Origin of the sequence: Gracilimonas mengyeensis, from assembly GCF_900182705.1 — a bacterium.
GTDB lineage: Bacteria > Bacteroidota > Rhodothermia > Balneolales > Balneolaceae > Gracilimonas > Gracilimonas mengyeensis.
In genome coordinates, this window is record NZ_FXTP01000017.1 from 90,032 (window position 1) to 110,060 (window position 20,029).

At 46.2% G+C, this 20,029-nt stretch carries 16 protein-coding genes; 10 read left to right on the forward strand and 6 right to left on the reverse strand.

The features are described from left to right. Positions 1 to 177: 177 nt before the first annotated feature. From FN815_RS16915 to FN815_RS16940, 6 genes are all read right to left on the reverse strand, one after another. Positions 178 to 1,710, reverse strand: a complete 1,533-nt coding sequence (locus FN815_RS16915) for a tagaturonate epimerase family protein (protein WP_185957353.1) — start codon at positions 1,708 to 1,710, stop codon at positions 178 to 180. Between the two features lie 40 nt (positions 1,711 to 1,750). After that, a complete protein-coding gene (locus tag FN815_RS16920) occupies positions 1,751 to 2,683 on the reverse strand; it encodes a pectinesterase family protein (RefSeq protein WP_185957354.1) in 933 nt (310 codons plus the stop codon). Positions 2,684 to 2,962: 279 nt separating this feature from the next. Beyond that, positions 2,963 to 3,742, reverse strand: a complete 780-nt coding sequence (locus FN815_RS16925) for a rhamnogalacturonan acetylesterase (RefSeq protein ID WP_221930352.1) — start codon at positions 3,740 to 3,742, stop codon at positions 2,963 to 2,965. Positions 3,743 to 3,745: 3 nt separating this feature from the next. Next, on the reverse strand, positions 3,746 to 5,431 hold the full coding sequence (locus tag FN815_RS16930; RefSeq protein WP_142455937.1) for a glycoside hydrolase family 43 protein: 1,686 nt from the start codon (positions 5,429 to 5,431) through the stop codon (positions 3,746 to 3,748). A gap of 7 nt (positions 5,432 to 5,438) precedes the next feature. Continuing rightward, positions 5,439 to 6,740, reverse strand: coding sequence for a pectate lyase family protein (locus FN815_RS16935; RefSeq protein WP_142455939.1), 1,302 nt, complete (start codon positions 6,738 to 6,740; stop codon positions 5,439 to 5,441). A gap of 82 nt (positions 6,741 to 6,822) precedes the next feature. Next, entirely contained in the window at positions 6,823 to 8,001 is a 1,179-nt protein-coding gene (locus tag FN815_RS16940; RefSeq protein ID WP_142455941.1) for a glycoside hydrolase family 88/105 protein, read from the reverse strand. 1,297 nt (positions 8,002 to 9,298) lie between these two features. Between FN815_RS16940 and kduI the strand changes: the two genes are divergently transcribed. The 10 genes from kduI (at position 9,299) to FN815_RS16990 (ending at position 19,602) form a co-directional block, all read left to right on the forward strand. Further along, positions 9,299 to 10,138, forward strand: coding sequence for a 5-dehydro-4-deoxy-D-glucuronate isomerase (kduI, locus tag FN815_RS16945; RefSeq protein ID WP_142455942.1), 840 nt, complete (start codon positions 9,299 to 9,301; stop codon positions 10,136 to 10,138). A gap of 109 nt (positions 10,139 to 10,247) precedes the next feature. Next, entirely contained in the window at positions 10,248 to 11,033 is a 786-nt protein-coding gene (locus FN815_RS16950) for a gluconate 5-dehydrogenase (RefSeq protein ID WP_142455944.1), read from the forward strand. 89 nt (positions 11,034 to 11,122) lie between these two features. After that, entirely contained in the window at positions 11,123 to 12,430 is a 1,308-nt protein-coding gene (locus FN815_RS16955) for a DUF4861 domain-containing protein (protein ID WP_142455946.1), read from the forward strand. A gap of 33 nt (positions 12,431 to 12,463) precedes the next feature. After that, a complete protein-coding gene (locus FN815_RS16960; protein WP_142455948.1) occupies positions 12,464 to 13,510 on the forward strand; it encodes a LacI family DNA-binding transcriptional regulator in 1,047 nt (348 codons plus the stop codon). A 41-nt stretch (positions 13,511 to 13,551) separates the two neighbouring features. Next, positions 13,552 to 14,589 carry a sugar kinase gene (locus tag FN815_RS16965; RefSeq protein WP_142455950.1) on the forward strand — a complete coding sequence of 346 codons (1,038 nt, stop codon included), beginning with the start codon at positions 13,552 to 13,554 and terminating at the stop codon, positions 14,587 to 14,589. 173 nt (positions 14,590 to 14,762) lie between these two features. Next, the gene (uxuA, locus tag FN815_RS16970; RefSeq protein WP_142455952.1) at positions 14,763 to 15,932 is read left to right on the forward strand and encodes a mannonate dehydratase; all 1,170 of its coding nucleotides are present in this window, start codon (positions 14,763 to 14,765) and stop codon (positions 15,930 to 15,932) included. Between the two features lie 191 nt (positions 15,933 to 16,123). Then, positions 16,124 to 16,795 (forward strand): bifunctional 4-hydroxy-2-oxoglutarate aldolase/2-dehydro-3-deoxy-phosphogluconate aldolase, encoded by a 672-nt coding sequence (locus tag FN815_RS16975; RefSeq protein WP_142455954.1) that lies wholly within the window; start codon positions 16,124 to 16,126, stop codon positions 16,793 to 16,795. Beyond that, positions 16,788 to 17,795 carry a TRAP transporter substrate-binding protein gene (locus FN815_RS16980; protein ID WP_142455955.1) on the forward strand — a complete coding sequence of 336 codons (1,008 nt, stop codon included), beginning with the start codon at positions 16,788 to 16,790 and terminating at the stop codon, positions 17,793 to 17,795. The genes FN815_RS16975 and FN815_RS16980 overlap by 8 nt, the downstream gene beginning before the upstream one ends. Next, entirely contained in the window at positions 17,792 to 18,289 is a 498-nt protein-coding gene (locus FN815_RS16985; RefSeq protein ID WP_142455957.1) for a TRAP transporter small permease, read from the forward strand. The genes FN815_RS16980 and FN815_RS16985 overlap by 4 nt, the downstream gene beginning before the upstream one ends. A gap of 17 nt (positions 18,290 to 18,306) precedes the next feature. Then, complete coding sequence (locus tag FN815_RS16990; protein ID WP_142455958.1) at positions 18,307 to 19,602, forward strand: TRAP transporter large permease; 1,296 nt, start codon at positions 18,307 to 18,309, stop codon at positions 19,600 to 19,602. The last annotated feature ends 427 nt before the right edge of the window (positions 19,603 to 20,029 follow it).

The following is a 20,029-nucleotide window of genomic DNA, read 5'->3' on the forward strand; positions in this document are numbered from 1 at the left end:
GCTGCAGACTAAAAAAAACAAAACCGTATCAGCGACTCCAACAACAAATACTTAACCGGTTAAACTGCAGTGTAAATAACGCTTATTGTTAGAAGAAATCAACATAAATTTACCCGGTTTTTCAGCTTTTATAAATCACGGCTTTGGCTCGGTTTAACCGTAACCAGAATGGGTTCTCTATTGAGCGAAAGGACTCAAATGCTTGTCAAAGTGCTTCTCCAGGTTCTGATAGTGCAAGTCTTCGTTCTCTTCCAGGGCTTTCATCAGCCGCTGTTTGAAGTCTTTGGACTCCTCAAAATCCCCCGAAAGTACCGAACCATACGCCACATGCAAAACCTGACGGGCATGATTATCATCGAGGTACTTGGTAAGTTCCCCTTCTGATACCTTCATAGGGTCTTCTACCTTATCCAGCTCCGCAGAAATGTGGTAGGTTTTCTTGTCTTCGTTGAACCGCTTTAGTGAAAAGGCCATAATTTCCCGGAAAAAGTCCGGTTCACATTCAGCGATGGTGCGCAGTGCTTCCAAATAGCTGGTACCGGCCGTTTTCACATGCACTGCACCGAGGTTCAGAGATCCAACCACTTCGTACACCGAAAATTTATCGCTTCCGGAGTGCACACTTAGTTTATAACCACCAAATTTATCAGCTATGGCAAGGTGTTCCACGTACTCAGTGCGGAACTGCTCCAGATCTCCCTTAAAGTCGATACCCTTTTCAAAATCACCACAAAAACGTGGAGCCAGGCTTACCAGCTCTACGCCTAACCGGCTGAGTTCGGAAGCCACCAGGTAATGTTCAAAAAGCGTGGTCGGTGCATCGGTTTCATCCACGGATAATTCCAGTTCTGCGGGGTGATCGGGATAAGTGGTATCCAGGTATTCGGCCATCATTCTGGTATGGGCAATTACACGGCCATATTTCACCATCCCTTGCAGGATTTCCTCTTCGGTAGGCTCAATTTTATATCCCGTCCGTAATTCTGCTTTCTCATTTTTTACACGCTCCAGGAAATCCTCCGGCTCGTCATCCAGATCGGCCCATGGCAATTTATCATAATCTTTTTCAAGCTCCTCCCTGCTCATATCTGTGACTTCATTCACTACATAATCGCTGGGGTCGATGGTAAACATGGTGTAGCCGGCTTTCACCATGCGATCTATGTTTTCCGTGGTTTTCAGATGATCGCCATCCGCACCGAAGCCCTCATGAAAGCCTTCCTGAAATACCGACCACGAAGCCGCGTCCATTACATCTGCCGGCGTCCGGTTGGTACGCTCCAATTCACGAATAGATTGTTGCGCCAATACCGGCTTAAACCCCGTTCCTTTTACGGCTCTCAGGTGAGCTGGCCCCGCATTTCCCAAGCGATCTCCAAAACCATAAGAATCGGTCTTACCAACCAACACGGCATTGGTAAAGTCGAATTTTGAGCGAAGCACTTCTGCATTTTTGTGGGAAAGGTAACACTTCAAAATTGTAGCAGAACCGGCATCCAGGGTTTCTCCTGAAAATTCAGTATCTGTATTCTTCCCATCCTCCGGAATCACTAATAAAAACTTGTCGATGCCTTTGCGGGCAATACATAAAAGATGGTTCCCGTCCTCATGAATAGAATCCTCATACAAACTAAAACCATCCAGTTTCTCTACTGTATCTTTAACTTTATCAATCACTGTCTGGTCTGTTACTTGTTGTTCAGTGCTCATCATTCAAGGATTTAATTAGTGAAATTATTAAGATCGTTTGTCATTCATTCATCGGGGGCATCCAGCCGTCAAACACATTCCCAATGGTGTATTTTTGGGCTTCTTCAAAACTTAGCTGGCGGCTCCAGTTCACGCGCATCATGGGTTGATATCCCGGGCCGGAATTCTCGTATTCAGCATAAAAAACTGTTTCTTCGGCTTCCGGTTTATCCCAGTTGTGCCAGCCGGTAGGTTGAACATGAGATCCCATCTCGCAACGCATAAACACCGTTTTGGCGTGATCTCTCCAGGGGCGACCCAGGTACACTTTATCAACGTTTTCCTCGGCCGTCAACCGACAGTTGTTAAACACAAAGCCATATTCCTGATTCTGATGGGTTGACGCCGCCGTGATGTAGGAATCTCTTTTGCTGTGAATCCGGCAATCTTCAAACCACGCCGTGGCCCCGCCAAAAATGAAATCCGTAGTACCTTCTATATAACAATCGTTGAAGTATTGGCGTTTGCCTTCGCCGGCCAGGTATACCGTATCCTGATTCCCCAGCAGCTTGCAGTTTTGGATGGATACGCGGTCGGCATCCAGGTGAAGGGCTACCGCTTGCCCAACTTCGCCGGCTGTATTTTCTATGGTGAGGTTTTTGGCGCGAAAATCATTGCCTTCCACCAGCAAGGTGTACGTATGAAAAGTGCTGTTTCGTCCACGGTCTATCTTATCAAAATAGTCATCCCAGGTAATGATGGTGGAATCCCTGCTTTCCCCTTCAAAAGTCAGGTAAGTATTCCAGGAATGCACTTTCACTTTCTCTTTATACACCCCGTTTTTTATGTAGATGGTGATGCGTTCGGGAGGAAAGGATTTACTGGCATCCACAGCGGCTTGTATGGAGGTAAAATCACCGCTGCCATCTTTTGCTACCGTATATTCGGTTTGTATTTGAGCTTGCAGGGGTGCCGGTAAAACAAACAAAATCATCACTAAAAAAATACTCGCACTTTGTCTGACCGCTCTAAGCCGGTCTGACGAATGATTTCTACCCCACTGCCCTAATCCATTCATCAGACGGGCTGTAGCCGTCGGATGAAGTTCTGGGTGTGTTGCATTATGTAATTTTCTTTTGCTCATTCTTAAACATTTACTATTTCGTACTTCGTCCGACCGATCCAAGCGGTCTGACGAATTAACTCTGACTCATTGCCCTAATTAATTCATTCATCGGACGGGCTTGGAGCCGTCAGATGAAGTACGGGGCTGTTATTCTTCCTCCGGCTCTACAATGTAAGTCGCCAGTTCGTGATCCAACTCCTTCAATCCTTCCAGCACCAACTCAGCCATCATGCGGGCTCCGGTTTCGCTGAAATGCGTGTTGTCGGTCACACCTTCCGGATAGTTGGGATTTTGTCCCGGTTCCAGCTGCAAAAACAATAGGGTAGATTTTTCTTCTCCAATTTCTGTCAGCATAGCCTGACTTTTACGGTCCATGTCAATCATCGGCACGTTTTCGCTCTCGGCTACTTCTCGCATCAGGGCGGAATACTGTTCGTGTGTTTCTTTCACCTGCCCGTTTTCATCAAACTGCCGGCGGGTGATGGGCGTCAGCAAAATCGGATGGGCTCCATGCTCCCGCGTTTCCGCAATATATTGCCGCAAAAACTGCTGAAACTGCTCCGGTGGCGTATAACGGGTTTTGGTTGGAACCTCGTCGTTATGCCCAAATTGCACCAACACAAAATCTCCGGCTTTCAGGGTTTCTTTGATGGTATCCCAACGCCCCTCTTCTATAAAGGTGCGGGTGCTACGGCCGTTCCGGGCATGATTTTCTACTTCGATTTCATCATTCAGATAATAAGGGAAAGGCATGCCCCAGCCGGTTTCAGGATAAGAGGAAATGCGTTTATCCGACATCGTGGAATCCCCGACCAAATACACCACCGGTTTTTCATTTGGGGTGAAGGCCATGAGGCTGAGTATAACCGCCCCAACCACCAAAAAGCTACCAGAAATAAGTCCTAATATTATCTTGTCGCCCTTCATAATTTAATTCTCCAATGCTGAAATTCTGAACCAGTCAACATTCGCAAAACCGGAATGCTGGCTGCTGTAATCAAGATAATCTTCGGAAGCTCCATCACGGGGCTGTAGGGCAAACAAGCCGATTTTGGCACCAATCCATCGCCCTTCTTTGGCTTGAAAAGTCTTCCCAATTTCGTTGTATTCCTTGCCATTAGTGCTGTAGCTAAAAGTGGTTGCACCACCTTCCCGGACCTGGGCCCGAAACCAAACTTCCCGGGCATCGGTCTCCACTGTTTCTATAATTTCTTCCGGTTCACCCGCATCAGCGCCGTAAGTATTTACTTGTACCAGTTGAAATCCATTCTCATTTCGTTGGATAGCCACATAGCCGTAATCTTCTCCCATCACCACTAAACCGGCTTTCTCGCCAATCATGTGGGGCGTGAATTTGAGTTTGGCGGTAGCCTGGAATTCAGGTGCAGGGAATTTCTGGAGCAACAAATTGGGAACATCCCACAGGTTCCGATAGCCTTCAGGCCATGGTTTCCCATACAGTCGTATGAAACCAAAATTGGAGGTCAGGGCCCAGGTATTTTCCGGATTGCCGTGCCATTGCCACTGTTTGCCCAGTTCTTTGCTGTTAAACTCATCAGATTCGGGTGGCGTTTGAATGGGATAGCTTTCACCAACATCGGGCTTTTTATGGGTGATGACCGGTTCTCCCACGCCATCATCATTCTGGTCTTCGCCCATCATCGGCCATCCATTTCGCCATTCCACGGGGTTTAGGTGCACAATGCGGCCATATACCCCTTTATCCTGGAAATGTACAAACCACGATTCCCCGGAGTCCAGCTCCACTAAACCACCCTGATGCGGGCCATTGATATCTGTATTGCCCTGCTGCAACACGCGCCTGGCTTCATAAGGACCAAAAGGATTTTTCGAACGCATGGCCAGCTGCCAGCCTTCCGTAACACCTCCGGCTGGAGCAAGGATGTAATACCAATCACCTCTTTTTTTAAATTTGGGTCCTTCTACTACGCGATTGCCGTTTTCATGTCCGTCAAAAACTAAAATGGGATCGCCGATCATTTCCGTGCCGTCGGACTTCATTTCCTGAACCACCAGTACCGTATTTATACCAGAACGACTTCTTGCAAAAGCATGAACGAGGTATGCGCGGCCGTCATCATCCCACAACGGCGAAGGATCTATCAATCCTTTTCCGGGCTTGACCAACACCGGTTCTTCCCAGTCTCCGGCAGGATCGTCTGTTTTCACCATATAAATACCAAAATCAGGATCGCCCCAATAAATGTAGAACTCCCCCTCATGATAGCGGATACTGGGAGCCCACACACCATTTCCATGCTGGGGACTGCGAAAATGTTCTACCGGCGGCAATTCGTCTACGGCGTGATTAATCAGCTCCCAGTTCACCAAATCTTTGGAATGCAAAATGGGCAGCGCCGGCACGGCGTTAAAACTGGAGGAAGTCATATAAAAATCATCGCCCACCTTCACCACATCCGGATCGGAGTAATCGGCGTGCAGGATAGGATTGGTGTAGGTGCCGTCCCCGTTATCTGCCACCCAAACGTCAGAAACATTTTGTTCTTGTGCCAAAGCCAGGTCAGGATGCCCAATACCAACAATTAGTCCAAGTAAAGTAGCTACAATGAGTATATATTTTGAAAATCTTCCCATGTAAAATCTATTTGATGATTTTGGGTTCAACCAGGCTGTCCAGGTACACTTCTATATTCGTATAGTCTTCGTCCAGCGTATATTGCTTTGCATCTGATTTATTTTGAGGATCTAAACCTTTCTCTACTTCCCAGACATCCGGCATCCCATCCCGGTCGGTGTCTTTTGGGGCTTCACCTGAAGCCAGTTCCGGCCAGCCGCCTACATCTTCCTGGGAATCAATAATGCCCGGTAAATTTCCCACAGAACCTCGATAGGTTGCCGTTCCGGTTTTTACTTCTTTGATGATTCGCTCATCTACAGCATCGCGGTTTAAGCTGGCACCGGCATTGGCTAACACCGCTTTAAAGGCTTCATTAGCCGGCTGGACAAATTCAGGATTGAAACTAAAAGAGGATGCAGCTTTGGTGGTTTGAGGGTTTTCAGTTTGCACGCCACCAGCCCAGTTGTTTTGGGTGATTTCAGGAGCACCTTCAACCACATTCCCTTTCACATAAAACTTTCCATACGGTTTGGATGGATTTACAATACGATCCGAAACATCATCATCCGTAGCCGGACCGGGCTTAAAGTAATTGTTTACAATATTCTGCTCGCCTTTTTCTCCCCCGTACATGCTGTTAAACTGCCAGTTGTAAATCACATTGTTGTAGAAGTCCAGTTGCCGGTTTATCCGATATGGAATTGGATTTGAGTCGGCCAGGCGGGGATTCCGGCTGGAATGATGGGCTAACAGGTTGTGGTGAAAGGTGACTTTTTTACCGCCCCAGATCCCCCCATAACCATGCCGACCTTTGGGATGATCCGAATCAGCCAGCGACTCCGAAATAATGCTCCATTGCATCGTAAAATTCCGGTTGCGATAAAATGAGGAGACTTCATCAATACCCCAACTCATGGTGCAATGGTCAATTATAATATCCTGCAAATCGGAACCACTAAAAGCATCACCGGCTATTCCGTGCACATCCCCCAAACGAAAACGCAGGTAACGCACGATGATGTTGTCGGCATCCAGCCCAACCGGGTAATCGCGAATGGTAATTCCTTCGCCGGGGGCTGTTTGTCCGGCAATGGTGAGGTCGCCGGAATCGATGGTAAGGGAAGATTCAAGAGTAATGGTACCGGAAGTATCAAAAACTACAATACGCGGGCCTTCGCGGGTTACGGCTTCCCTGAAACTTCCCGGCCCGTCATCATTCAGATTTGTGACATACACAACTTCTCCCCCACGGCCACCGGTTGTGTATTTTCCATAACCTTCCGCTCCGGGAAACGCAGGAACCTGGGCCACTAAAGGCAAGCTCATTGCAGTACATACCATCGCCACAAAAAATATTCTTATGCGATAATATGTACCTCTGCACTTCATTTGCTGTGGCATCTCGGACTTACCGATCCATCTCCAGGCTTAATTTGATAAAGGGACCGGTAGCCTTTGTGTCATTGACCTGAATGCGCTCATTCACATAATACTCGTAAGAAGCGTCGCGATAGGGATCACCGCCAAGACCAGCCACAGCGCATACGTGATGGATATTCACTAAACCATTGTCTTCCACTTCAATAAATTCATCCAGTATCCCCTGCCAGGCTTCTTCCGCCACTTCGTGATATTTCTCATCCAAATAGCCTTTATTTGCCCCTTTCTTAATAGCGTAGGTAAACATTATGGAGGCCGAGGCTTCCAGGTAATTACCTTCGCGGTCGCCCTGGTCTATCACCTGGTACCAAACACCGGATTCTTCGTCTTGAAAATCGACCACCGCTTCTGCAAATTTCTCCAGTATTATAATAAGGTCGTCGCGCTGGGGATGATCTTCCGGGAAGTAATCCAGAATATCAACAATGGCCATTCCATACCAACCCATGGCACGTCCCCAGAAATTGGGAGAAAGCCCGGTTTCAGGATCAGCCCATTTCTGGGTTTTACTTTGATCCCAACCGTGATACAGCAAGCCGGTTTCAGGATCACGCATATACTCAAACATCAGTTTTGCCTGAAGGGCTACATCGTCAAAATTTTCATACTCATCGTAGCGCTGACCCCATTCGGCATAAAAAGGTGATCCCATGTAAAGCCCATCCAGCCACATTTGCCAGGGATACCGTAATTTATGCCAAAAGCCGTCTAAATGGTTTCGGGGCTGATATTTTAGGTGATAACGAAGTTGTTCAAGAGCGTCTTTATACTTCTCTTTCCCGGTCTCATCATATAAATGAAAAAGCGCACGTCCCGGAGCTACGCGGTCAATATTAAAACGGGTTACATCGTATTTTTTGATGGTGCCGTCTTCTTCAATCATGAAATCGTAGTAAGCATCGATGTAATCCAAATACTTATCGTCACCGGTTGCTTTGTGCACCCGCTCGATAGACTTCAATACCAATCCAAAAGTGTACTCCCATTTAGGCTCATCCCGAAAATCCATGTACACCGGATCAGGATTGCGCTCTATAATAGATAACGCCATACGCTCCGACCACTTCAGGTCTGTGGAAACGCTTTGACTGATGATTGGAGAACAAGCTGTAAATAATAATAAAAAGGTCAGGCTAAGGGTTTTCATAGGTCTTTTTCCAACATTTATTAATAACCTCGCGCAATCGTTTGCGCTCTGTCAATTAACAGGATTTGTAAAAAGAAAGCAAGGATTATTTTAACCGGTAACTTAGCGTATTACAGCGCCTCAACAGGTATTTTCCAATTTTATTAACAATTCAAATTATCCTCTTTTTTGAAAGCATGAGCATAAGGCAGGTAAGAGCAATAATTAATGAAATATCATGAAAACTATTCCCCATTTTATAAAAATCCGTCTTTGCGAACCGCTAATTTTGCCCAAAAGCGGCAACACCATTTTATAGATGACAGAAATGCCTACCAACTATTCCATAGACCTCTAAACCTTTGGAAGCGTATTCCTCTTACTTTTGTCTTGATACAAAAGTAAGAAAAGATCAAGGCGGGCGAAAAAAGAGCTAAAGCTGACCCCATTACGCTAAAAGAAATCAATGCTCCATCACTGGGCTCGCCTGTAATTTATCACCCGTGCGGTATGATTTCTTTCTTAACGCTGCATTTCGTCCGCTTCTTAACACTCTTTTTTCTAAGGCCGGAGAGATGAATATGGAAATCATCATGGTCTCAAAAACGGCTCTGTCATTGGTAGCCGCTAATTTTGCCCGTATTTGATCAAAATCATTGAGGAGGTAACAGTTCTGTGTTCGGCAGACCGGGCGTTGGGTGAATTCTTGAATACCACTCTTATCTCTTAAAAACCGGTCATTGCGAGGAACTCATAATGCTTAAAATAGGATTGGAGTGCCTACCGACGAAGCAATCTCCTTAAGACCACTTGGGAGCTTCATCAACGAAGCTTTGGGAAAGGAGTTGCCTGATCAAACCCCGATTGCTCGGGGCCGCGTCGATAAGCAGAAAGCTTGAGAATAAGCAAGTTTTCTCCTCGCGAGGACGGACTTTGGGAAGATGACAGATGCATTTCAAAAAATTACATAAACAACCGTCAAATATCTTACCTCCTACCCCTGAAATTATCTGAAAGTAAAAGTTAACATTTAATACTTATTTAATGTATTCATAGAAGACTGTCCCCTGTTGATATCCACAGAGCTTTAGTATTATCATAAAGCAATCGGTTGCACAAAGTAAATTACATGCTTCACAAATCGATCCAATTTCTCTGTTTCATTCTAATAAGCCTATAATTAACAATTAATAGAGGAAATTACCGAAATTTTCATATTAAGATAATGTAACCGCTTTTCCCTTTTTATATGGCATGTATAGATTTTTTTTATATATTTAGTGCAATCGATTACATAAAACTAAAAAGCCCACTAATTATGTCTGTTAATTACACTGTTAGATATGCTACAAATCCAGAAGACGTAAAGAGTTACGGCACCGAACGACTCCGTGAAGATTTTCTTATCGAGAATCTGTTTGAAGATGGAGAGATTAATATGGTGTATTCTTTTTACGGTCGCCAGATTGTTGGGGGCGCCAAACCTGGCTCTTCTGCTTTAGAACTGGAAACTATTGATCCGTTGAAAGCCAACTTTTTCCTGGAGCGTCGTGAGCTGGGGATCATTAATGTTGGTGAACCCGGCATTGTGAAAGTCGGCGATACTGAATACGAAATTGATTTTAAAGAAGCCATCTATGTAGGTCGTGGAGAAGAAGAAGTAAGTTTCCACCAAAAAGACGGCAAGCAGCCGCTTTTCTATTTCAACTCCGCACCTGCCCATCAAGCGTATCCTACCAAAAAGATTTCGCAAGACGAAGCCGAAATCGTTGAACTTGGCTCGCTGGAAACAGCCAATCACCGCGTAATCCGCAAGCTCATTGTGAACAGTATCGTAGATACTTGCCAGCTACAAATGGGAATGACCCAGCTTGAAACCGGTAGTGTTTGGAATACAATGCCGGCCCACGTGCACAACCGCCGTATGGAGGCTTACTTCTATTTTGAAGTTCCCGATGAACAAGCAGTTTGCCACTTTATGGGAGAACCGGATAATACCCGCCACATCTGGATGAAGAACAACCAGGCGGTACTCTCTCCCCCATGGTCTATCCACTGCGGTTCAGGAACCAGCAACTATACCTTTATCTGGGCCATGAATGGCGAGAACCTGGATTATGGAGACATGGATCATGTAGAAATTCAAGATCTGAAATAATCTAATCAACCAACTTTACCTGTCAGGTCGCTGATTGAGGGTTATTTAGCGTTTTACGCTGAAAAAGGCCTGGCAGGTTTTTCTTTTAATTCTAAAATAATTGTCAGTTATGAGTTCTTTATTTGATTTAAGTGGAAAACGGGCATTTGTAACCGGGGCAACCCACGGTCTTGGTATGGCGATGGCTAAGGGTTTAGGGGATGCCGGTGCCGAGCTAATTATCAACGGTACTACCCCAGACAAAATGGAACGTGCCTTAAAAGAATACCGGGAAGAAGGTTATGACGTAACCGGTTATATATTTGACGTGACCGATGAAGAGGCCGCTAAACAGCACGTAGATAAAATCGAAGATGAAATAGGCCCCATCGACATCCTGGTGAATAACGCCGGTATTATAAAGCGGGTACCACTAAAAGACATGGATGTGGAAGACTACCGTAAAGTAATTGATGTCGATTTGGTTGGTCCTTTTATCATGGCTAAGCAGGTGGTTAAGCATATGATTCCCCGGGGCGAAGGCAAAATCATCAATATTTGTTCTATGATGACCGAATTGGGCCGCGACACCGTTGGCGCCTATGCCGCAGCCAAAGGCGGTCTTAAAATGCTTACTCAAAATATGGCTACGGAATGGGCCAAGCATAATATTCAGGCCAATGGTATTGGTCCCGGCTATTTTGCCACTTCTCAAACCGAACCGATTCGCGTAGATGGACATCCATTTAATGATTTCATCATACAACGCACTCCGGCCGGACGTTGGGGAGATCCTGAAGACCTTGCCGGAACCGCCGTATTCCTGTCATCCAAGGCAAGTGATTTTGTAAACGGGCAGATCGTTTACGTTGATGGTGGTATCCTGGCCACTATTGGAAAACCTGCTAACGAATAAAATTAATTAACCGCTAAGACGCTAAGAGCGCAAAGATTTCAACTCTTTAGCGTTCTTCGCGTCCCTTGCGGTTAAAAAAACCAACTACCATGAATATCCCAGCTTCCTTTTCCCGAACGTTCTTTTCTGCAGCTGTGCTTGCCGGATTTTTATTCAGCGCATGCAGCACCGATACTCCTGATCCCGAATTTACACTCACAAACTCTTTATCTATTGATCGCGAAGAAGAACCGGTGGTGCTTACCCGAGATGCTATCATCGATAAAGTTGGAGAGGCCCAGATCAATGACGGCCTCCTCCCTGTCCCATACCTCAATGGCAAGGCGCTTTCGTCTCAGGTAGATGATATTGACGGCGATGGCGAATGGGATGAATTAGCTTTTCTGGTTAATCTTGATGCCGAGTCATCACAAACCATCACCCTGCAATTGGTTGAAGAAGATGCTTACCCGGATTTTACCACCCGCACCAATGTACGTTTTGGCGTGCTGGATGACGGTGAAATTACCAATCGCGAACAGCTTAGCATGACGGCCGATGAATTGCCCGTAGGTATGTTTGAACGATTTCAGATGGACGGTCCGGCCTGGGAAAACGATAAAGTAGGATTTCGCCAATATATTGATGGACGTAATGGTCGCGATCTTTACGGTAAAAAATCACCCCAAATGGCGCTGGATACGGTTGGCATTTCTGATGAAGGCGGACTTGAAGACAATTATCACGTAATGTTGCCCTGGGGGCGTGACATCCTGGCCGTGGGTAATTCTCTTGGCCTTGGGGGTCTGGCTATCTTAAGAAATAATAAACCCGTACGCCTCGGAATCCGGATAGATGACGAACGCAGCAATATTGATACCACTACTTACGAACTTTTATACGAAGGTCCTGTACGCTCTTCCTTTCGCTTAAGCTATGAAGGATGGAATACCGGTACAGGCAAAGCAGATCTTGTAAATGATGTAACCATTTGGGCCGGCCAATACCGTTACACAAATACCGTACATCTTGAAAGTTCGAATCCAGTAGATACGCTTTTAGTAGGCCTCGTAAATATCCATAATCAAACAGATCCTGTAGTATTGGATGATGCGACCGAAAACTACACCGCTTTTTATACTCACGACCAACAGGGCTATGATCGCGAGTGGTATATTGGAATGGGTTTGATTTTCCCTGATGCTTCCTATCTGGACTATCGCAGAGCTCCTGACAGTGGCCCCGGCGTAACCAATAGTTTCCTGACCATGTTTGAACTGGAAGGTGAAAAAAGCCTGGAATATGAAGCCGTGGCAGGATGGGGTGTAAGCGATGAAAACTTTCGCGACAGCAGCTATTTCAGGAACTTCATGGCAGAAGAAACCCGCAAAGTTGCCACGCCTGTAATCATCGAATAAACCATACCCCGGGTTTTAAGAAATCTCTTTGCCATGAGTACCAAGAAAACTACCATCCACGACATTGCCAAGGAGCTGGATATTACAGCTTCCACGGTATCGCGGGCGCTCAAAGATCATCCCCGCATTAGTGATGCTACCAAAAAAGCGGTGTTGGAAATGGCTGAGAAAATGAACTATCAGCCCAATAGCATTGCCGCGGCATTACGTCGTGGAACCAGCAACTTGATTGGGGTAATTATCCCCACCGCCGACCGTAACTTTTTTGCTTCTGTTATCCGTGGCATTGAGGATGTACTCAATGATACCAGCTACAATGTCATCATCTGCCAGTCTAATGATTCCGTAGGGAAGGAGAAGAAAAATATTCAAGCACTCCTGGAAGCACGTGTGGATGGGATTTTCGCTTCTTATGCCAAGGAAACACTAGATTTTAGTCACTACGAAGACGTTCAAAAAAGCGGCATTCCGCTCATTTTATTTGACCGTATGCAAAATGCATTTGACGTGGATGCAGTGGTTATAGATGACTATCTTGGAGCCTTCAAAGCCACAGAGCATTTGATTGATCAGGGATGCCGAAAGATTGTGCATTTCTCCGGTCCTGAAAACGTTAGCATTTATCGGGATCGCCGAAGAGGTTATGAAGAAGCCCTGAAAAAGCATGGTATTCCTATCAATAAAGAATTTATCATTAGCAGTGACTTGAAGCTTGAAGCGGGCAAAAGACTGGGTAATGAAATTGCGGGATGGGACGAACTGCCGGACGGCATCTTTTCTGCCAGTGATTATGCAGCCATGGGCGCCATGGAAATCCTGAAAAAACACGACATTCGAGTTCCTGAAGATATTGCACTGGTCGGCTTTAGTAACGAAGCGTTTACCGAACTGGTAGATCCCGCTTTAAGCACTGTAGACCAACACAGCAAAAAAATGGGGAAATTTACAGCTAACCTCTTCCTGGAACGCATTAAAGACAAGGAAGAGAGCGGCAAAGAGCATACCCCGACCAAAACCGTTTTAAACCCGGAGTTAATTATCCGGAAGTCATCCTTAAAGAAGGTGCCAACTAACGCCTGAACTGAATTTCAATTTAAAACCAACCTAAAACCTGACTGATTATGAAAAAAGTAGTCACTTTCGGAGAAATCATGTTACGATTATCTCCTCCTGGATTTTTACGATTTTCTCAAGCCAATTCTTTTGATGTTATTTACGGAGGCGGCGAATCTAATGTGGCCGTTTCGTTGGCAAACTACGGCGTTCCCGTAGAGTTTGTAACACGCCTGCCACAAAATGATATTGGCGAATGCGCCTTGATGGAAATGCGCAAACGCAATGTGGGCACTAACCATATCGTCCGCGGAGGCGAACGTCTGGGCATTTACTTCCTTGAAACCGGAGCAGTTAGCCGTGGAAGCAAAGTTGTGTATGATCGCGCTCATTCTGCCATCTCCACTATCAAAAAAGGAGACATTGACTGGGAAAAAGTATTTGACGGCGCCGGCTGGTTCCACTGGACCGGCATCACCCCTGCCCTTTCGCAAGGAGCGGCTGATGTTACCTTGGAAGCCATCAAAGCGGCTAACGAATTGGGCGTAACAGTTTCAACTGACCTGAACTACCGCGCCAAGCTGTGGAAATATGGCAAAGAGCCCGGCGAAGTGATGCCTGACCTGGTAGAGGGCTGTGATGTGATCCTTGGTAATGAAGAAGACGCCGAGAAGCACTTTGGAATTGAGCCGGATAACGTAGACATCACTAAGGGTGAATCTATGGATAGCCAGGCATACCTGTCGGTTTGCAAGAAACTGAAAGAGCGTTTCCCAAGAGCCAAGAAGATAATCACCACCCTTCGCGGATCCATTAGCGCCTCGCACAATAGCTGGTCGGGCGTTCTGTATAACGGGGATGAATTCCTGGATACACGCACCTACCAGATCACAGATATTGTAGACCGTGTAGGTGGCGGTGATTCCTTCATGGGCGGCCTTATTTACGGATTACTCACTTACGAAGACGACGACCAAAAAGCCCTCGACTTTGCTGTTGCGGCCTCTTGCCTGAAGCACACCATTTACGGCGATGCCAACCTGGTTACCGTAGATGAAGTGGAGAAGCTGATGGGCGGAGATGCTTCAGGACGTGTATCAAGATAAGTTGATATCACCCTGACCTTAAATGAATACCAGACCTGCAGGGAATGTAAATCCCTGCGGCGTTTGGTTTATAAAATCCTAGTGCAAAGTGCGGCTAATTATGGTCAAAGAGTCGATAATTACCTGCAACAAACACACCTTTACATCAAACAGAATTCTAAGATATAGGCACTATGAAATTTGAATATACCTGGCGGTGGTACGGTCCCGATGACCCGATTAGCCTGAAATACATCCGGCAGACCGAAGCAACCGGCATTGTGACTGCTTTGCATCATATTCCCGTTGGGAAAGTTTGGTCGGTTGATGAAATCCAAAACCGGAAAAAGGAGATTGAAGCGGCCGGTTTACGCTGGTCGGTAGTAGAGAGCGTGCCGGTACACGAAGATATTAAGAAAAGGAAGGGACAGTACCTCGAGTATATTGAGAATTACCAGCAGACCATACGTAACCTTGCTCTATGTGAGATTGACACTATCTGCTATAACTTTATGCCTATTCTTGACTGGACACGCACTAACCTGCAATACCAGGTTGAAAATGGCAGTTTTGCCCTTCGCTTTGAGGCTAACGCATTTGCAGCTTTTGACCTGTTTATCTTACGTAGAAAAGGGGCTGAAGAAGATTATTCAGATGCTGAAATACAACGTGCCGAATTGTATTACAACTCGATGAACCGCACTGCCCGGGACAAACTAACTGATACCATCATAGCAGGTTTACCTGGTGGACACGAAGGCTATTCTATCGAGGAATTCAAAGAAATGCTGGATACGTATAAGCATATTTCTGCCAGTCATCTCGAAAAGAATCTTAAATACTTTCTGTCTAAGGTTATACCGGTTGCAGAAGAGCAGCGGGTGAAAATGTGTATCCATCCGGATGACCCCCCCTATCCTATTTTAGGATTGCCCCGAGTGGTGAGCACCGCTAAAGACATTAAACGTTTACTTAAGGATGTGGATTCCAAAGTAAATGGCATCACCTTTTGTACAGGATCCTACGGAGTCCTTAAAGAAAATAAGTTACCCAAAATGGCGGCTGAATTTGCCGATCGGATTCATTTTCTGCACCTGAGAAGCGTACAGCGTGAACAAGACGGGAGTTTCTATGAAGCCGATCATCTTAAAGGAGATTCACAAATTGCAGCAGTAATGCATGCAATCATTAATTCAGATAAACTGGACAACAATCATGTAATTCCTGTCCGTCCCGACCACGGACACAAGATGCTGGATGACATTGGTAAAGAGACCAATCCCGGCTATTCCTGTATTGGCCGAATGAAAGGCCTCAGTGAATTACGAGGTTTGGAGCAGGGACTTCGCTTCAATTTGACATAGACTTGAAGTACAGACCTGTCAGGTTTTAAAAAACCTGACAAGTCTTTCCATAATTCACAAATTCCCATGCATTCGGCTTTAACAAAGTTTATGTTATGGAAGCGGTTTTAAGTTGAAATTTGAAACCGTCTTAATTTTCTTTATGCAATCGATTACATCAAATCTTTAAAACCAACCAATAGCTTACTCACATGGCCAGATTTACCCGCATACAAGTAGCCTCCAAGATGGAAGAAACCGGCCTGGTTCCTCTCTTCTATCACAACGATATTGAAACCTGTAAAGAAGTGCTGACTGCCTGCTATAAAGGCGGAGCCCGAATCCTGGAATTTACCAATCGTGGCGACTTTGCCCACGAGGTATTTGGCGAGCTCAACAAATTCGCCGAAAAGGAATTACCCGAAATGATTCTTGGTGTAGGATCCGTAACCGATGGCGGAACTGCTTCACTATATATGCAGCTGGGAGCCAATTTCGTGGTAACACCAGTATACCGGGAAGACATTGCCATTGTATGTAATCGCCGTAAGGTGTTGTGGTCGCCCGGTTGTGGCTCGCTCACCGAAATAGCCAAAGCGGAAGAAATGGGCGCTGAAATTATCAAGGTATTCCCCGGTAGCCAGCTCGGCCCTGGTTTTGTAAAAGCCATCAAAGCTCCCTGCCCCTGGACCAGCATCATGCCTACCGGCGGTGTTTCTGCCGAGCGCGAAAACCTTGAAGGCTGGTTCAATGCCGGCGTAACCTGTGTGGGAATGGGCTCTAAATTGGTGACCAAAGAATTTCTAAAAAACAAAGACTACAGCGGATTAGAGAAGCATGTTAAAAATACGCTCGAACTCATCAAGGAAATCAGAAATGCATAAACGAACCCACTGGTTGGGTTGTCTGCTACTGGCCGCCGTATTTATTTTTGCCGGCTGTTCGGAAGGCAATACCGACAAAAAAACCATTCGCCTGGCTCATGCTCTTAGTACCTCGCATCCCGTGCACATCGGGATGGAGCGCATGGCCAAGCTGGTGGATGAAAAATCAAACGGACAGCTTGAAATTGCCATCTTCCCAAGCCAGCAGTTAGGCTCAGAACGGGAAACCCTGGAGCTGCTTCAAATCGGCAGCATCGGGATGACCAAAGTTTCCTCTGCGGCACTCGAAAATTTCGTTCCGGAATTGCGGGTTTACAGTCTGCCCTATTTATTTCAAAATGATGAGCACGCTTTGAATGTGCTAAATGGAGAAATCGGGCGGGAACTGTTATTGGCCGGAGAAGAATACTGGCTGCGCGGTCTCACCTACTATGATGCCGGCTACCGTAGCTTCTATACGGTAAATCAACCTGTTGAATCGCCAGAAGATCTGCAGGGACAAAAGATTCGTGTAATGGAAAGCCAGATGTCCGTAAATATGGTGCGGGAATTAGGCGGTTCTCCAACGCCCATTTCATTTGGTGAGCTCTACACTGCCCTGCAACAGGGCGTGGTGGATGGTGCGGAAAACAACCCACCCTCTTTTCTTAGCTCACGTCATTACGAAGTTGCCAAGTATTACAGCCTCGATGAACACCTCATGCTTCCCGACCTGTTGCTGATTAGCACGCTCCAATGGGACAACCTATCAGAACAGGAACAAAAGTGGATACAGGAAGCCGCTGACTCCTCAGCAAACTATCAACGTCAGGTTTGGGCCGAAGCCGAAGAAGAGGCGATGGAGATTGTGAAGGAAGCCGGGGTTGAAGTGATCTATCCGGATAAACAACCTTTTATTGAGCTTACCGAACCGATTTACGATCAGTACCGGGAAACAGAACCCGAGTTCTTTGAGCTCATTCAACGAATTAAAGACGAAAACCCGAATCAAGAATCATGAAAAAATTTGACCGCTTTCTCGAATATTTTCTGGCTTTCCTGATGGCTGTGATGCTTATCAGTGTTAGCTGGCAGGTTATCTCTCGTTACCTGCTGGGCGATGCCAGTTCCTTTACCGACGAATTGGCCCGATACATGCTTATTTGGGTTGGAATGCTGGGAGGCGCCTATGCCGCCGGCCAGCGAATGCACCTGGCTATCGACCTGCTGCCAAGCAAGCTCAAAGGTAAATCAAAATACCGGCTGGCTATTGTTATTAATTTGCTGATCATCTTCTTCGCACTGGTGACTTTAGTGATTGGAGGAAGCCGGTTAGTGTACATCACTTATAGCCTTGGGCAAACATCAGCTGCTATGCAGATTCCCATAGCCTTTGTATACACCATCCTGCCTATCAGCGGATTGTTGATTATTTATTATAAAATCAGGGATATCAACGTGATGGAACCCGATAACGCCGAGCTTTATCCCGCTCCAAACGAAACTGATAACTAAGCTAAACAAGGTATCTCATGGTTTTAACAGAAGTATTGATATTAGTATTAAGTTTTGTGGTTTTGCTGGGTATCGGGGTTCCCATTGCGTGGAGTATCGGTCTTTCGGGATTGTTTACCTTGCTGGTCAGTATAGACTCAATTGCAGCCTTTACAACCCTGGCCCAACGGATGGGCACGGGGCTCGATAGTTTTACACTGCTCGCCATCCCTTTCTTTATATTGGCAGGGCAGCTCATAAATAAAGGCGGGCTTGCCCAGAGGCTTATTAAGCTCGCCAAAGACATGATGGGTTCACTCCCTGGCGGACTGGCCCACGTAAACATTGTAGCCGCCATGCTTTTTGGCGCGATCGCAGGATCGGCCGTTGCAGCAGCTTCAGCCATTGGTTCCATCCTGGGGCCTCGCATGGAGAAAGAAGGCTATTCCAAAGAGTTTTCTGCCGCGGTGAATATCACCTCTTCCACTACCGGCTTATTGATTCCACCCTCAAACATCTTAATTGTATACTCGCTGGCCAGTGGAGGCGTCTCCATTGCCGCACTTTTTATCGCGGGTTATCTGCCCGGTATTTTAACGGGTTTGATGTTGATGACGGTAGCCGCCATCTGGGCCAAATGGAAGAAATTCCCGGTTGGTGAGCGCACCAAATTCAAAGATCTCTTTAAAAGCTTTCTGCGTGCACTGCCCGCTCTTTCTATGCTGGTAGTAGTAATCGGAGGAATTATTGCTGGTATCTTTACGGCGACCGAGGCTTCAGCCATCGCAGTAATCTACACGCTGGTGCTCGGCTTCATATACCGCGAGCTTTCGGTGAAAGAACTGCCGAAAGTCTTTTTCGATTCGGTAATGACCACTTCAGTGGTGATGTTGTTGATTGCCACTTCCATTGCCATGTCTTGGGTGATGTCTTTCGAGGAAATACCTCAAACTGTTACCGCAGCCCTGCTTTCGGTCAGTGACAATACCATTATCATCTTGTTATTGATAAATGTGATCCTGCTGTTTGTAGGTACCTTTATGGACATGACGCCGGCCGTACTGATTTTTACGCCGATATTCCTTCCTATTGTGACCGAGTTGGGCATCGATCCGGTTCACTTCGGTATTATTATGATTTTGAACCTTTCTATCGGCCTTTGTACACCACCGGTTGGAACTATCTTATTTGTTGGAGTCGGGGTGGCTCAAACCACCATCGTCAAGATTATCAAACCACTCATGCCGCTGTTCCTGGCGATGATTGTGGCTTTGATCTTGATCACCTTCTTCCCACAAATTACCCTGTGGCTGCCAAGCCTGTTCGGGTTCTGATGTGAGCATAAAATTTTAGTATTAAAAAAAGCCATCCCTTTGGATGGCTTTTTTGTTTGACGTGATTTTATTGAAGATGGGAGAAAACCAGCGTACCGTTATGCTTTGAGTGACTAAACCACCCTGCACTGAAAGTGCAGGGGTTTGGTTGGAGACTGAAAGTCCCGGTCTCCCCATCATCCCGGTCATTCAGAGGGTACCCCCGATGGACCTTGCATTTTGCGGAGCAACTTTAACCAATTTCCTGAACGTTATTTCCAGTGGCCCAAGCACTGTTGCCAATGGTAGGTTGATAATCATTTTCTGGCTAAGATTCTTCGGGAGTACCCTCAGAATGAACTGTGCTTAAAGTCAAGCGGCCATCGCTTTTTCTTTGTCAAAGCCCTCTCCGCTTTTTCCAACGGCAAATGCCTGACGAAGTAGTTTA